Source organism: Hyphomicrobium sp. 99 (genome assembly GCF_000384335.2).
In the GTDB taxonomy this organism is placed as follows: domain Bacteria; phylum Pseudomonadota; class Alphaproteobacteria; order Rhizobiales; family Hyphomicrobiaceae; genus Hyphomicrobium_B.
The window spans coordinates 197,678-211,847 of the sequence record NZ_KQ031382.1 but is presented as its reverse complement, the minus strand read 5'-3'; the positions used below and the strand labels follow the sequence as shown (position 1 = coordinate 211,847).

16 protein-coding genes are annotated in these 14,170 nt (G+C 60.3%); all 16 read left to right on the top strand.

Annotation, left to right across the window (positions count from 1 at the left end; translation table 11 throughout):
• The first annotated feature begins 198 nt into the window (after nt 1-198).
• The 16 genes from G359_RS01285 to G359_RS01210 all read left to right on the top strand — a co-directional run bounded on the left by G359_RS01285 (nt 199) and on the right by G359_RS01210 (nt 14,126).
• Nucleotides 199-609, top strand: coding sequence for a hypothetical protein (locus G359_RS01285; RefSeq protein WP_245279891.1), 411 nt, complete (start codon nt 199-201; stop codon nt 607-609).
• A 197-nt stretch (nt 610-806) separates the two neighbouring features.
• Nucleotides 807-1,739: a 16S rRNA (cytidine(1402)-2'-O)-methyltransferase gene (gene rsmI / locus G359_RS01280; protein WP_082072753.1), complete on the top strand. Its 933-nt coding sequence runs from the start codon at nt 807-809 to the stop codon at nt 1,737-1,739.
• A complete protein-coding gene (locus tag G359_RS01275) occupies nt 1,736-2,119 on the top strand; it encodes a YraN family protein (protein WP_045834649.1) in 384 nt (127 codons plus the stop codon). Before rsmI ends, G359_RS01275 begins: the two co-directional genes overlap by 4 nt.
• Before the next feature lie 421 nt (nt 2,120-2,540).
• The gene (locus G359_RS01270; RefSeq protein ID WP_045837513.1) at nt 2,541-3,104 is read left to right on the top strand and encodes a F0F1 ATP synthase subunit delta; all 564 of its coding nucleotides are present in this window, start codon (nt 2,541-2,543) and stop codon (nt 3,102-3,104) included.
• A gap of 102 nt (nt 3,105-3,206) precedes the next feature.
• Nucleotides 3,207-4,736 carry a F0F1 ATP synthase subunit alpha gene (atpA, locus tag G359_RS01265; RefSeq protein ID WP_045837512.1) on the top strand — a complete coding sequence of 510 codons (1,530 nt, stop codon included), beginning with the start codon at nt 3,207-3,209 and terminating at the stop codon, nt 4,734-4,736.
• Nucleotides 4,737-4,761: 25 nt separating this feature from the next.
• On the top strand, nt 4,762-5,649 hold the full coding sequence (locus G359_RS01260) for a F0F1 ATP synthase subunit gamma (protein WP_045834648.1): 888 nt from the start codon (nt 4,762-4,764) through the stop codon (nt 5,647-5,649).
• Nucleotides 5,650-5,664: 15 nt separating this feature from the next.
• Nucleotides 5,665-6,069 carry an organic hydroperoxide resistance protein gene (locus G359_RS01255; RefSeq protein WP_045834647.1) on the top strand — a complete coding sequence of 135 codons (405 nt, stop codon included), beginning with the start codon at nt 5,665-5,667 and terminating at the stop codon, nt 6,067-6,069.
• 21 nt (nt 6,070-6,090) lie between these two features.
• Nucleotides 6,091-7,524: a F0F1 ATP synthase subunit beta gene (gene atpD / locus G359_RS01250; protein WP_045834646.1), complete on the top strand. Its 1,434-nt coding sequence runs from the start codon at nt 6,091-6,093 to the stop codon at nt 7,522-7,524.
• 63 nt (nt 7,525-7,587) lie between these two features.
• On the top strand, nt 7,588-7,860 hold the full coding sequence (locus tag G359_RS01245) for a hypothetical protein (RefSeq protein WP_045834645.1): 273 nt from the start codon (nt 7,588-7,590) through the stop codon (nt 7,858-7,860).
• A gap of 35 nt (nt 7,861-7,895) precedes the next feature.
• A complete protein-coding gene (locus tag G359_RS01240) occupies nt 7,896-8,294 on the top strand; it encodes a F0F1 ATP synthase subunit epsilon (protein ID WP_045834644.1) in 399 nt (132 codons plus the stop codon).
• Nucleotides 8,295-8,524: 230 nt separating this feature from the next.
• Nucleotides 8,525-8,788: a hypothetical protein gene (locus tag G359_RS01235; protein WP_045834643.1), complete on the top strand. Its 264-nt coding sequence runs from the start codon at nt 8,525-8,527 to the stop codon at nt 8,786-8,788.
• Nucleotides 8,789-9,104: 316 nt separating this feature from the next.
• Complete coding sequence (gene cyoA, locus G359_RS01230; protein ID WP_045837511.1) at nt 9,105-10,247, top strand: ubiquinol oxidase subunit II; 1,143 nt, start codon at nt 9,105-9,107, stop codon at nt 10,245-10,247.
• Between the two features lie 17 nt (nt 10,248-10,264).
• Nucleotides 10,265-12,271, top strand: a complete 2,007-nt coding sequence (gene cyoB / locus G359_RS01225) for a cytochrome o ubiquinol oxidase subunit I (protein WP_045834642.1) — start codon at nt 10,265-10,267, stop codon at nt 12,269-12,271.
• 3 nt (nt 12,272-12,274) lie between these two features.
• The gene (cyoC, locus tag G359_RS01220; protein ID WP_045834641.1) at nt 12,275-12,919 is read left to right on the top strand and encodes a cytochrome o ubiquinol oxidase subunit III; all 645 of its coding nucleotides are present in this window, start codon (nt 12,275-12,277) and stop codon (nt 12,917-12,919) included.
• Complete coding sequence (cyoD, locus tag G359_RS01215) at nt 12,916-13,308, top strand: cytochrome o ubiquinol oxidase subunit IV (protein WP_045834640.1); 393 nt, start codon at nt 12,916-12,918, stop codon at nt 13,306-13,308. Before cyoC ends, cyoD begins: the two co-directional genes overlap by 4 nt.
• On the top strand, nt 13,305-14,126 hold the full coding sequence (locus G359_RS01210) for an SURF1 family protein (protein ID WP_045834639.1): 822 nt from the start codon (nt 13,305-13,307) through the stop codon (nt 14,124-14,126). Before cyoD ends, G359_RS01210 begins: the two co-directional genes overlap by 4 nt.
• Nucleotides 14,127-14,170 lie beyond the last annotated feature (44 nt).

Below are 14,170 nucleotides of genomic sequence, written 5' to 3'. Positions count from 1 at the left end.
CACCCGCCGGAATTTGGGGATGAGCAATGGGGGCTAATTTAACTTTTACCAATTCGCACTTGCGTAATTGAGCGCATATTTCGGGATTTATTCTCCTCGTCGATAAAATAAATACATATTTAACGAGACTAATCCTTGTAACTTTCCCCAAATCATCCCAGCTTTAATTATTCTCTCAATTCTCTGGATTCTGTGTCTATGGCAGATACATCGAAAATTCGGATCGCCAGCGCCTTTGAGGCCATTCACGCCGCTATTTCCGGCGCTTCGGCTTCGGTTTTTGATTTTGTTCGCTCTCAGATGGTCCGTTACCCGGCGAAAGAAATGCCTCGCCAGAGTGAGCCCCGGCGGCTTTCGCTGTCGGAGCAATGGAACCAAATCTCCGGCATCATCACGGGTGCCGCGTCTCGCGCCGAGGAGGCGACGCGTTGCCATGCCTCAGCAACCTTGCAGCTCGATCTTGCCCAATATGCTTTGATCTCGCTCGTCGATGAGTTGTCGGCGGTGATGGATGTCGGCGGCCGCCGCCGTAGAGCGACGGTCCATGTGCTCGGAGTTGCGCCTCCGTCGCAGCCGCGTCCGACGATGGGCAACGCGATCGCCGCGTAGGGCCTCGGGCACTCGCGTTATTCGTTCAGCACAAAAGCTCTTGTCGTCCTTTGAGGCTTTCAGGCAGGCTCAGGGGCAGCATATTTCACCCTGATTCCTTTATGGCCTTCCGGCCGAGCTTTTGACGCTCGCTGCATATTGGTATTGATAGGTTTCCGGTCTCACTTCGAAATCGGCCGGGAAACAGGACAGCATTCGTGTCTGACGAACAACGATCCTCTCAGTCTGAGATTGACGCCCTTCCCGCTTCACGTCCGGGTGCCCGCGCGCAGGAGGCGATCGCCCGGCTTTTGTCGGAGCCGTTGGAGGCTGGGCTTTATCTCGTTGCAACGCCGATCGGCAATCTTGGCGATATCACGCTGAGGGCGCTTGGCGTGCTGGCGCGCGCCGACATTATTTATTGCGAGGACACGCGCCATTCCGCGAAGCTCCTGCAGCATTATTCGATCACGGCGCGGACGCGGCCGTTTCACGATCATAACGAAGATCGCGAAATCGAGCGGGCGATTGGCGATCTCGAGTCGGGCAAGCGCATCGCCATCATTTCGGACGCAGGAACGCCGCTGCTGTCGGATCCGGGATTCAAGCTTGTCCGCGCTGCTGCTGCGGCCGGTGTTCCCGTCGTTCCCATTCCCGGCGCATCCGCGCTTTTGGCGGCTTTAACGGCAAGTGGCTTGCCGACGGATGCTTTCTTTTTTGCGGGGTTCTTGCCGCCGAAGAAGGCTTCGAGGCGGGCGCGATTGGCGGAATTATCGCCGATACCGGGCAGTCTCGTTTTCTACGAGGCGCCGCACCGGGTCGCGGAAACGCTCGGTGACATGGCGGGCCTGCTCGGCGAGCGGCAGGCGGTCGTTGCCCGCGAACTGACGAAATTGCACGAGGAGATCGCTCGTGGAAGTCTCGCGGAGCTTGCCGGGACGGCAACGGAGGATATGAAAGGTGAGGTCGTGATCGTCGTCGGCCCCGTGCAGGCGCAGGTCATCACCGATGAGGCGCTCGGCGCTCGTCTCGCCGCCGCCCTCGAAGTGATGAGCCTGAAAGATGCTGCGCGGGCTCTCGCAGACGAGTTCGGAGTTCCTAAGGCGCGGGTCTACGGGCTCGGCATCAAGTCGAAGGGCGAACAGGGATGAGCTCGAACGTCAACGACGAATTCCGGCAGAGGTGGGAGCGCCGCAGGCGGCATCACAGCGGGCTCAGGGCGGAAACGATCGTCGCGGCGGTCTATCTGGCGACCGGGCATCGGATCCTGGGTAGGCGGTTCAAGACGCCGGTCGGGGAGATCGACCTTATCGCGATCCGAAAAAACCGGGTGGCGTTCATCGAGGTCAAGCGGCGTCCGACGACCGAGGACGCGGAAGACGCGATAACGCTGACGATGCGCCGGAGGGTGCGGCGGGCGGCCGACCTTTGGTTGGCACGCAATCCGCAGTATCAGACGTACGACATTGGTTTTGATCTGGTTTTCGTAGTGCCGTGGCGCTTCCCAATCATCATGAGGGACGCCCTGTAAAAAATGAGCCCGCCGGAGCGGGCTCAAGGTGTCGGGATGTGAGGTCCAGGACGCAAACTTGCAAAGCGCGGCCGCTTTGGCGCGCGGCTTGTTCCTCCTCAATATTCGGTCCTGGCTGAACGCAGTTTGAACGGCGCAGAAAATTCCCTTCGCTGATCCCGAAGCGCTCGCGCAGCGAAGGCCCCCAAACGCTTAGATTTTGGTCCCTCGCAGCTCTGTTATGCGGCAACGCGCCCTCTTGGCGCACGGTTGAAGCGTTCGGGAGTGCATGTTAAGGACAGCCCGGCTTTGAAGGGGGGCGGCTGGTGGGTTCCGGCCCCGTACGCTCTTTTTTGTCAAAAGCCTTTCCTTGGAGCGGGCGGAATTCCGGGCTTTTCGTGCCCTGCCCTCTATGCGCCTTAGGCGCGACGGTGAGAGCGACGTGGCGACGAACGACACAATCGTTGAAGGAGTGGCCGGGCGCTACGCGTCCGCACTGTTCGATCTTGCGAACGAAAGCTCCAAGATTAATGAAATTGAGAGCGACCTTGTAAAGTTCCAGGCGCTCTTGGATGAAAGCTCCGATCTCGTGCGCCTCGTGCGCAGCCCAGTCATCGCTGCAGATGACCAGAGCCGGGCCATCGGCGCGATCCTCGAGAAGGTCGGCATCAGCGGCCTGACGGGCAACTTCATCAAACTCGTGACGGCCAATCGCCGTCTGTTTGTCATTCAAGACATCATCAAGGCATTCCGCGCGCTCGCAGCGAAAGCTCGCGGCGAGGTCAGCGCTGAGGTGACGAGCGCGTTCGCTCTCAACGATGCCCAGGTCGCGTCCTTGAAGGAAACGCTGAAGGCTTCGGTCGGCAAGGACGTGACACTGCAGACGCGCGTCGATCCGAGCATTCTTGGCGGTCTGATCGTCAAGGTCGGCAGCCGCATGATCGATTCATCGCTCAAAACCAAGCTTCAGAACCTGAAGCTGGCTTTGAACGGAGCCGGAGCCTAAGCGAGCACCAAACGGTGCAAGCGGGCGACCGAGAATTAAGAAATTTGGAACAAGGGGCCGGACCAGGCTCCGTCAATGGAAACGACCAGGGAAGAGGTCTCAATGGAAATCCGGGCCGCAGAAATTTCTTCGATCCTCAAGGATCAGATCAAAAACTTCGGCAAGGACGCCGAGGTCTCCGAAATCGGCACCGTGCTGTCGGTCGGTGACGGCATCGCGCGCGTCTATGGCCTCGACAACGTCCAGGCCGGCGAAATGGTCGAGTTCCCAGGCGGCATTCGCGGCATGGCGCTGAACCTCGAAGCCGATAACGTCGGCGTCGTTATTTTCGGCGATGACCGCACGATCAAGGAAGGCGACACCGTCAAGCGTACGGGCGCCATCGTTGAAGTTCCGGTCGGCAAGGGCCTTCTCGGCCGCGTCGTCGACGGTCTCGGCAACCCGATCGACGGCAAGGGCCCGATCAAGTCTGAGAAGTTCATGCGCGTCGACGTCAAGGCGCCGGGCATTCTCCCCCGCAAATCGGTTCACGAACCGATGGCAACCGGCCTCAAGGCCATCGACTCGCTGATCCCGATCGGCCGCGGCCAGCGCGAGCTCGTCATCGGCGACCGTCAGACCGGCAAGACCGCCGTCATTCTCGACACCTTCCTCAACCAGAAGCCGCTGAACCAGGGCAACGACGAGAGCGCCAAGCTCTATTGCGTCTACGTCGCTGTCGGTCAGAAGCGCTCGACCGTCGCTCAGTTCGTCAAGGTTCTCGAGGAGCGCGGCGCTCTTGAATATTCCATCGTCGTCGCGGCAACCGCATCCGACCCGGCTCCGATGCAGTACCTCGCGCCGTTCACCGGCTGCACGATGGGCGAATACTTCCGCGACAACGGCATGCACGCGGTTATCGCGTATGACGATCTTTCGAAGCAGGCCGTCGCTTATCGTCAGATGTCGCTCTTGCTTCGCCGTCCTCCGGGCCGTGAAGCCTATCCGGGCGACGTTTTCTATCTCCACTCTCGTCTTCTCGAGCGCGCTGCCAAGCTCGGCGACAAGGCCGGCAACGGCTCGCTGACGGCTCTTCCGGTCATCGAAACGCAGGCGAACGACGTGTCGGCCTACATTCCGACGAACGTCATCTCGATCACCGACGGGCAGATCTTCCTTGAGTCGGATCTCTTCTATCAGGGCATCCGTCCGGCCGTGAACGTCGGTCTTTCGGTGTCGCGCGTCGGTTCGTCGGCGCAGACGAAGGCGATGAAGCAGGTTGCCGGTAAGATCAAGGGCGAGCTCGCGCAGTACCGCGAAATGGCGGCCTTCGCTCAGTTCGGTTCGGACCTCGATGCCGCCACGCAGCGTTTGCTTGCTCGCGGCGCACGTCTCACAGAGCTTCTGAAGCAGCCGCAGTTCTCGCCGCTGAAGATGGAAGAGCAGGTTGCGGTGATCTTCGCGGGTACGCGCGGTTACCTCGACAGCATTCCGGTCTCGGCAGTCGGCAAGTTCGAGCAGGGCGTCCTCGCCGGCCTCCGGTCGGAGAAGACGATCCTCGATACGGTCGCCAAAGAGAAGGCGCTGTCGGCTGACACCGAGAAGAAACTGGTCGAGTTCCTCGACAAGTTTGCCAAGGGTTTTGCAGCTTAATCGGGTTCCTTGAGGAGAACGCCCGATGGCGAGCTTAAAAGACATGCGCAACCGCATCGCCTCGGTGAAGGCGACGCGGAAGATCACGAAGGCGATGCAGATGGTCGCCGCGGCGAAGCTGCGCCGCGCGCAGGAAGCCGCGACGGCCGCCCGCCCTTATGCAGAGCGGATGGCTGAGGTTCTCGGCAGCCTCGCTTCGAAGGTTGCCGACAAGAACGGCGCTTCGCCGCTGCTCATCGGCACAGGCAAAGACCAGGTTCACCTGCTGATCGTCATGACGGCAGAGCGCGGTCTTTGCGGCGGCTTCAACTCGAACATTGCGAAGCTAGCACGGGCGCACGCAAACCGACTGATTGCGGAAGGCAAGACGGTCAAGATCTTGACCGTCGGCCGGAAGGGTGCGGAGAACCTGCGCCGCGATCTCGGTCGCAACATCATCGAGCGCAAGGATTTCCAGGGCGTGCGTCAATTGACGTTCACGCACGCGGAAGGCGTTGCCAATCGCGTCCTCGAGATGTTCGAGGCGGGCGAATTCGACGTTGCGACGCTCTTCTTCTCGGAATTCAAATCGGTCATCGCGCAGAAGCCCACGGCTTTGCAGCTCATCCCGGCAACTGTTGCCGAGACGGCGGGCGACGCAGCCAAGGGCGGCGGAGCGGCGGTGCACGAGTACGAGCCGAGCGAAGAAGAAGTTCTTGGCTTCCTGCTCTCGCGGAACATTTCGACCCAAATTTTCCGCGGGCTGCTCGAGAACTCGGCATCGTTCTACGGTTCGCAGATGACCGCGATGGACAACGCGACACGCAACGCCGGCGACATGATCAACAAGCTGACGATCAAGTACAACCGTCAGCGTCAGGCGAACATCACCAAGGAACTGATCGAGATCATTTCGGGCGCGGAAGCGGTCTAATCCGGAGGTTGGGCGATGGCGTACGTGACACGTGCAACGACGAAGGGCGGCCGAGACGGACGCGCTGTTGTCGAAGACGGCAAGCTGGCGCTCGCGATGGCGCTACCGAAGGACCTGGGCGGCTCAGGCGAAGGTCACAATCCGGAGCAACTTTTCGCTCTCGGGTGGTCTTCGTGCTTCGGCCAAGCGGTTCTATTGCTCGCCAAAAAGCACGGGCTCGACGGTCAGGCGGCGAAGGTCACGTGCGAAGTGACACTCGATAAGGATGCGACGAGCTTTGCTCTCAAGGCGCATCTGACGCTCGCGATACCCGGCGCGGAGAAAGACAAGCTGCAGGCGCTGATCGAAGAAGCTCATCAGATCTGCCCCTATTCAAAGGCGACACGCAACAACATCCCGGTGACACTGTCCGTCGCCTGATCAATTCCGTTGGAGAAAAAAATGGCTAAAAACGTAGGGAAGATTCACCAAGTGACGGGTGCCGTCGTTGACGTGCACTTCGACGGGCAGCTGCCGGAAATTCTGAACGCACTCGAGACGACGAACCACGGCAACCGCCTCGTTCTCGAAGTCGCGCAGCACTTGGGCGAGAACACGGTTCGCACCGTCGCCATGGACTCGACGGAAGGTCTCGTTCGCGGTCAGGAAGTCACCGACACGGGTTCGCCGATCTCGGTGCCGGTGGGCGACGAAACGCTCGGCCGCATCATGAACGTCATCGGCGAGCCGGTTGACGAAGCTGGCCCGATCAAGACGAAGGCGCTCCGCGCCATCCACCAGCCTTCGCCGACCTTCGAAGATCAGGCGACGGAAGCAGAAATTCTCGTAACGGGCATCAAGGTCGTCGATCTTCTCGCGCCTTACGCCAAGGGCGGCAAGATCGGCCTCTTCGGCGGCGCCGGCGTCGGCAAGACGGTTTTGATCATGGAATTGATCAACAACGTCGCCAAGGCTCACGGCGGCTACTCGGTGTTCGCTGGCGTCGGCGAGCGTACGCGTGAGGGCAACGACCTCTATTACGAAATGATCGAGTCGAAGGTGAACATCGACCCGAAGAAGAACAACGGTTCTTCGGCTGGCTCGAAGTGCGCACTCGTGTACGGTCAGATGAACGAGCCGCCGGGCGCTCGCGCTCGCGTCGCGCTGTCGGGTCTGACGGTTGCCGAGCATTTCCGCGATCAGGGCCAGGACGTTCTGTTCTTCGTCGACAACATCTTCCGCTTCACGCAGGCGGGTTCGGAAGTGTCGGCGCTTCTTGGCCGTATTCCTTCGGCTGTGGGCTATCAGCCGACGCTTGCGACAGACATGGGCGCTCTGCAGGAACGCATCACCACGACGCAGAAGGGTTCGATCACCTCGGTTCAGGCCATTTACGTTCCGGCCGACGACTTGACCGACCCGGCGCCTGCTGCTTCGTTCGCGCATCTTGATGCGACGACCGTTCTTTCGCGCTCGATCGCTGAAAAAGGCATCTATCCGGCCGTCGATCCGCTCGACTCGACCTCGCGCATGCTCGACCCGCGCATCGTCGGTGAAGAGCACTATCAGGTCGCTCGCCGCGTGCAGGCGATCCTGCAGAAGTACAAGTCGCTTCAGGACATCATCGCCATCCTCGGCATGGACGAACTGAGCGAAGAAGATAAGCTGACGGTCGCCCGCGCTCGTAAGATCGAGCGTTTCATGTCGCAGCCGTTCCACGTCGCGGAAGTGTTCACGGGTTCGCCCGGCAAGCTCGTTTCGCTCGAGGATACGATCAAGGCTTTCAAGGGCCTCTGCGACGGCGAATACGATCATCTGCCGGAGCCGGCATTCTACATGGTCGGATCGATCGACGAAGCGATCGCCAAGGCAGAAAAGCTCGCGGAAGCGGCGTAACACAGGCCAAGCGGTTTCGCGCGGGACACGCCGCGCGAACGCGCCGCCAGGAGAAAAAAATTCATGGCGGAAGCCGGTAAAGCATTTGGAAGTTGCTGCGAGGAGCTGAAAGAAGCTCTCGAAGGCGGCGACTTTGAGCCTCTGATCACTGTCGGGCCGGATGAGGTCATCTACATGACCGTCGGGCTCGTCGACCTCGAGGAAGACGAGCCGGGTCTCGTCGACCATCCGTTGTTCTTCTGTCCGTTCTGCGGCACCAAGCTGCAGACGCCGGAAGAAGTCAGGGCTAAGGCCGGCGCCGATGGCGACGGCGAAGATCAACCGCCTCAGGCTTGAGCAGCTCGAAAGCGTTCGAAGGGTGACGAACTAAAATGGCAGGCACATTCAGGTTTGAACTCGTCTCGCCCGAGCGGGTATTGCTCTCGGTCGACGCCGATCAGGTTGTCGTTCCGGGCGCAGAGGGTGATTTTGCGGTTCTCGCGGGCCACGCGCCGGTCATCTCGACCCTCCGTCCGGGGGTACTCGATGTGACGGCGGGTAGCGTGCGCAAGCGTTTGTTCGTCAAGTCGGGCTTTGCGGAAGTCGATCCTTCCCGGCTTACGATCCTCGCTGAGCGGGCTTATGACGTCGAAGAGCTTTCGGCGGCATCGCTTGCTGAAGAGCTCAAAGCGGCGGAAGCGGAACTCGCTGCGGCGAAGGACGATTCTGCGAAGCGGATGGCGGACACGCTCGTCAGCGAGCTTCGCCGGTTGTCCGCGCGGGCAGCCTAACGGGCTCCACCGCACGCATCCAAATCGAGACTTTTGATTAAATTCCGAAGCGCCCGGCTTTCATCGAAGGCCGGGCGCTTCTGCGTTTTTGATCGTTTTATTGGCTACAGGCATGCCGGATCGTTCGGTCATGGCTGTGCGCTTCTTCCTGGCACCCACAATCCGTTTGCGACATGCAACCCTGAGGTGTCCTCGGCGGTTGCATTGAGGCCACTGAGGAGTGTCCTCCCATGTCAGAAATCGATAAGAAGCTGGCTCTTTCCGAAAAACATATCGCTGAGATGGAGCGTCAGACCAACGCTCTCAAGCACGCAGCTCAGTTTCGTCCGTCTGCTGTCAGCGACGAAGACGTCTCGCTCGCTGAGCGACTGCTCAAAGCGTGGAAGACGCTGCGTTCGTCGGTCGCGAAGCATCCCGAATTCAACGAGCGGGCTCGCGATAACGCTTTGAAGAATGCCACCGACAGGTCGGCCGAGAAGATCATCGAGAAGTAATTTCGAGAGCGCTGCCGCCATCATATGTCAGCGTTCTGCCTGACTTGGCCATGCGGTGCCTTTTTCGAGGAGAAAATTCGCGTAGCCCAAGCATAAGGTCGTTGCTCGCACGGTCCATCAGCCGCGAATCGGACCAGAAGCTCAGTGCAGCAAATCCCTAGCCTAGGCTGGCGAAATTCCCGCTTCGACCAAGGGTTTTGGACCGCGTTTATCGCTGCGGCCAACTGGCGTTGGGCAAATTGTCCAATGTCGCTCGATGCTCCGCAAGTTTAGCGGATTGACCGAGGAAGCCACTGTCGATGGGACGCGGATCGCCTTGAAGCCATATCGGATTATCGCTCTGTTGCCGCTCCTTTTGCTGGGCGGCTGCAACGCTATCGTTTTGAACCCCGCCGGCGACGTCGCCATTCAGCAGCGCGATCTTGTCATCATTTCAACCGTGTTGATGCTGCTCATCATCATCCCGGTCATGGCGCTGACGGTATTTTTTGCTTGGCGTTATCGCCAGTCGAACAAGTCTGCGCCTTACGATCCCGAGTGGGATCACTCCACCCATCTCGAGCTTGTGATCTGGGCGGCTCCGCTGCTCATCATCATCTGCCTTGGCGCCATCACGTGGATGGCGACGCACTTGCTCGATCCCTTCCGCCCGATAGAGCGTACCGCTCCGGGCCAGGCCGTGACTCACGAGACGAAGCCCTTGAACGTCGATGTGGTTGCGCTCGATTGGAAGTGGCTCTTCATCTACCCCGACTACGGTGTTGCGACCGTCAACGAGATGGCGGCGCCCGTCGGACGACCGATCCACTTCCGCGTCTCGGCGTCGTCGGTAATGAACGCTTTCTACGTTCCGGCGCTTGCGGGCATGATCTATGCGATGCCTGCGATGCAGACGCAGCTTCATGCCGTCATCAACAAGCCCGGTGACTTCGAAGGCTTTTCCGCGAACTACAGCGGCGAAGGCTTCTCGGAGATGCGCTTCAAGTTCCTGGGCCGGAACGATGCTGATTTCGACAAGTGGATTTCGGACGCCAAAGCGGGCGGCGGAAATCTCGGCCGCAATGAATATCTGGAACTCGAACGCCCGAGCAAAGGCGTTCCCGTTCAGAAGTGGGCCAGTGTCGACCCGAATCTCTTCCATCTGATCGTGAACCTTTGCGTCCAGCCCGGCAAAATGTGCATGCACGAGATGGCCGCGATCGACGCCAAGGGCGGTCTCGGTCTTGCGGGCGCCGATCTGGTTCAGAGAATTGAATACGATAAGTCCGCCCGACGCGGTTCGGCGCCGATCCTGGCGAAGGCCTACGTCGCAAGCGTCTGCACCACAAGCGCACCGATGGGCGCGGAATTGACCGAGGTGCAACCGATGCCGGTAAGCTCAACACCCCTTCAGGGTGCGGGCCTGCCGCGTCCCGGCACGATGTTCCAATCCTTCGCACCGCGGCCGTCCAACTCCTGACCGGGACGAATTCAAAGATGTTTGATAACCCTGAACTCATGAAGGCCATCTTCGGTCGGCTGTCGCTCGACGCCCTGCCGTTTCATGAGCCGATCCTCCTCGTAACGTTCATTGCTGTCGTCATCGGCGGCGCGGCCGTCGTCGGCGCCATCACCTACTTCAAGCTTTGGGGCTACCTCTGGCACGACTGGTTCACGAGCATTGATCACAAGCGCATCGGCGTCATGTACGTCGTGCTCGGACTCGTGATGCTGCTTCGCGGCTTCGCCGATGCCGTCATGATGCGCGCCCAGCAGGCCATCGCCTTCAACGGTTCGGAAGGCTACCTGCCCGCCCACCACTACGATCAGATCTTCACTGCGCACGGCGTGATCATGATCTTCTTCGTGGCGATGCCGCTCGTCACGGGTTTGATGAACTACGTCGTGCCTCTCCAGATCGGCGCGCGCGACGTCGCCTTTCCGTTCCTCAATAACTTCAGCTTCTGGATGACCGCCGCCGGCGCCGCTCTGGTGATGGCTTCGTTGTTCATCGGTGAGTTCGCGCGCACTGGCTGGCTTGCTTATCCGCCGCTTTCGAACATCGCTTACAGTCCGGATGTCGGTGTCGATTATTACATATGGTCTCTACAGGTCGCGGGCGTCGGGACGCTGCTATCGGGTGTGAACCTCATCGCCACCATCGTGAAGATGCGCGCTCCCGGCATGACGCTGATGAAGATGCCGGTCTTCACGTGGACGGCTCTCTGCACCAACGTCCTCATCGTCGCTGCGTTCCCGGTTCTGACCGGCGTTCTCGCGCTGCTTTCGCTTGACCGTTACGCCGGCACGAACTTCTTCACGAGCGACTTCGGCGGCAACGCCATGATGTACGTGAACCTCATCTGGATCTGGGGTCACCCGGAGGTTTACATCCTCATCCTGCCGGCGTTCGGCATCTTCTCTGAGGTTGTCTCCACCTTCAGCGGCAAGCGGCTCTTCGGCTATACGTCGATGGTTTACGCCACGGTGGTCATCACCATCCTGTCGTACCTCGTCTGGCTGCACCACTTCTTCACGATGGGCTCTGGCGCGAGCGTCAACTCGTTCTTCGGCATCACGACGATGATCATCTCGATCCCGACGGGCGCGAAGATGTTCAACTGGCTGTTCACGATGTACCGGGGCCGAATCCGCTTCGAAGTGCCGATGATGTGGACGGTCGCGTTCATGCTGACGTTCGTTGTCGGCGGCATGACGGGCGTGCTTCTCGCCGTTCCGCCGGCCGACTTCGTGCTTCACAACAGTCTGTTCCTGATCGCGCACTTCCATAACGTCATTATCGGTGGCGTCGTGTTCGGCATGTTCGCCGGTATTACCTTCTGGTTCCCGAAGGCGTTCGGCTTCAGGCTCGATCCATTCTGGGGCAAGATGTCGTTCTGGTTCTGGGTCGTTGGGTTCTGGTTTGCCTTCACGCCGCTTTACGTCCTCGGCCTGATGGGCGTTACCCGCCGCCTCCGGGTGTTCGACGATCCGTCGCTGCAGATCTGGTTCATCATCGCGGCGCTTGGCGCGGTCATGATCGCCATCGGCATCGCCTGCTTCCTGATCCAGATCGCGGTCAGCATCAAGAACCGCGAGAAGCTTCGCGACTGGACGGGCGATCCGTGGAACGGCCGCACGCTCGAGTGGTCGACGTCTTCGCCGCCGCCGGTCTACAACTTCGCCTTCACTCCTGTGGTCCACGACAACGATGCGTGGTGGGATATGAAGCACCGCGGTTATCAGCGGCCGGCCGAGGGCTTCAAGGCGATCCACATGCCGAGCAACACGAGCGCGGGCATCATTCTCGCTGGCCTCAGTGCGGTAACGGCATTCGCCCTGATCTGGCAGATCTGGTGGCTGGTGATCGTCGGGTTCGTGGCGCTCGTCGGAACTGCGATCGGTCACACGTTCAACTACCATCGCAACTTCTACATTCCGCGTGAGCAAGTCGTTGAAACCGAGCGCGAACGTACGAAGCTCCTTCAGACCGCACGGGCATAACCGATGACGACGACAACAACAGCGAGCGCAAGTCTCACCAAGGCGAAAGAGACACCCGTCTTCTACGTCGCCGATGAGCACGACCATCCCGAAGGCGCGAGCACCATGCTCGGCTTTTGGCTCTACCTGATGAGCGACTGTCTCGTCTTCGCAGTGCTCTTCGCGACTTTCGGCGTTCTCGGCGGCAACTATGCTGCCGGGCCTTCGCCGAAGGAGCTTTTCGATTTGCCGCTCGTTGCGGTGAACACGTCGATGCTTCTCCTGTCGTCGATCACCTACGGTTTCGCGGTGCTCGAGATGCAGAAGAAGAACGTGAACGGGATGCTGGTCTGGCTCGTGGTGACGGGCCTCTTCGGCGCCGCGTTTCTCGGCATCGAGCTCTACGAGTTCGCGCATATGATCCACGAGGGCGCGACGCCTCAGCGTAGTGCGTTCCTGTCGTCGTTCTTCACGCTTGTCGGAACGCACGGCCTTCACGTCACTTTCGGCATCATCTGGATGATCACGCTGATCGTTCAGGTGTGGAAGTTCGGCCTGATCGAAGCCAACCAGCGCCGCCTTCTGTGCCTCAGCATGTTCTGGCACTTCCTCGACGTCGTCTGGATCGGCGTTTTCACATTCGTCTATTTGATGGGAGTGCTCCGATGAGCACGGGTACGCACAGCGATCACGGGCACGGTGGCCACGACGCGCACGGTCACGACAGCGGGCATCCCGAGTCGACCCTTCGCGGCTATCTGATTGGCTTTGGCCTTTCGGTCGTGCTGACGGCCATTCCATTCTGGCTCGTCATGACGGGCAAGCTCGGCAGCAACGATCTGACGACCATCGCGATCCTGGTTCTGGCCGCGATACAGATCGTCGTGCACATGATCTACTTCCTGCACATGACGCCGAGCTCTGAAGGCGGCTGGACGATGATGGCGCTGATCTTCACCATCGTCATGGTGGTGATCACGCTCTCCGGCTCGCTGTGGGTCATGTATCACATGAATGCGAACATGATGCCCGGCATGGATCCGAGCCAGCTGCCGTGACCGCCGACGCCCAAGGGCGCGAGGGATCGAACGTTCAAGAGGCGGACAGTGGGCGCGCGAAGCGGCCACGTTCCGCCTTTTCTCTCGGTGCGCTGGCTCTCCTTGGGTTTGCGGGCATCATCGGCCTCCTATCGCTCGGCGTCTGGCAGATCGAGCGACGCGCTTGGAAGCTCGATCTGATCGAACGCGTCGAGCAGCGCGTTCATGCGCCGCCTCAGGCGGCGCCCGGCCCGGCCGACTGGCCAACCATCAACGCCAAGACCGACGAATACCTCCGTGTCACTGCGAGCGGACATTTCCGCAATGATCGCGAAACGCTCGTCACCGCGGTGACAAACGACGGCGCTGGTTATTGGGTCGTGACGCCGCTTGAGACGAATGACGGCTTCACGGTTCTCGTCAATCGCGGTTTCGTGCCGCCCGACAAGCGGGACCCTGCATCGCGCGCCGCGGGCCAGACAGACGGCGAGGCTTCCGTGACGGGGCTCCTGCGCCTGACCGAGCCCAAGGGCGCATTTCTCAGAACCAACGATCCCGTTGCGAACCGCTGGTTCTCCCGAGACGTGCAAGCGATTGCGGATGCGCGCGGCGTTTCCAACGTGGCGCCCTATTTCATCGATGCCGATGCAACGTCGAATCCCGGCGGCTTTCCCATCGGCGGCCTGACGGTGGTTGCCTTCCATAACAACCATCTCGTCTACGCGTTGACTTGGTTCACGCTGGCGTTGATGCTCGCCGTGGCCGCGATCCGTGTGGGGCGCGAGGAAATTCGCATTCGCAGGGCGTCCCGCGCGTCCGGCAAACCCGCGCTTCGATAACCAACGGGTCTTGGCCACTGTCGGAGCTTCACAGGACCATCCGT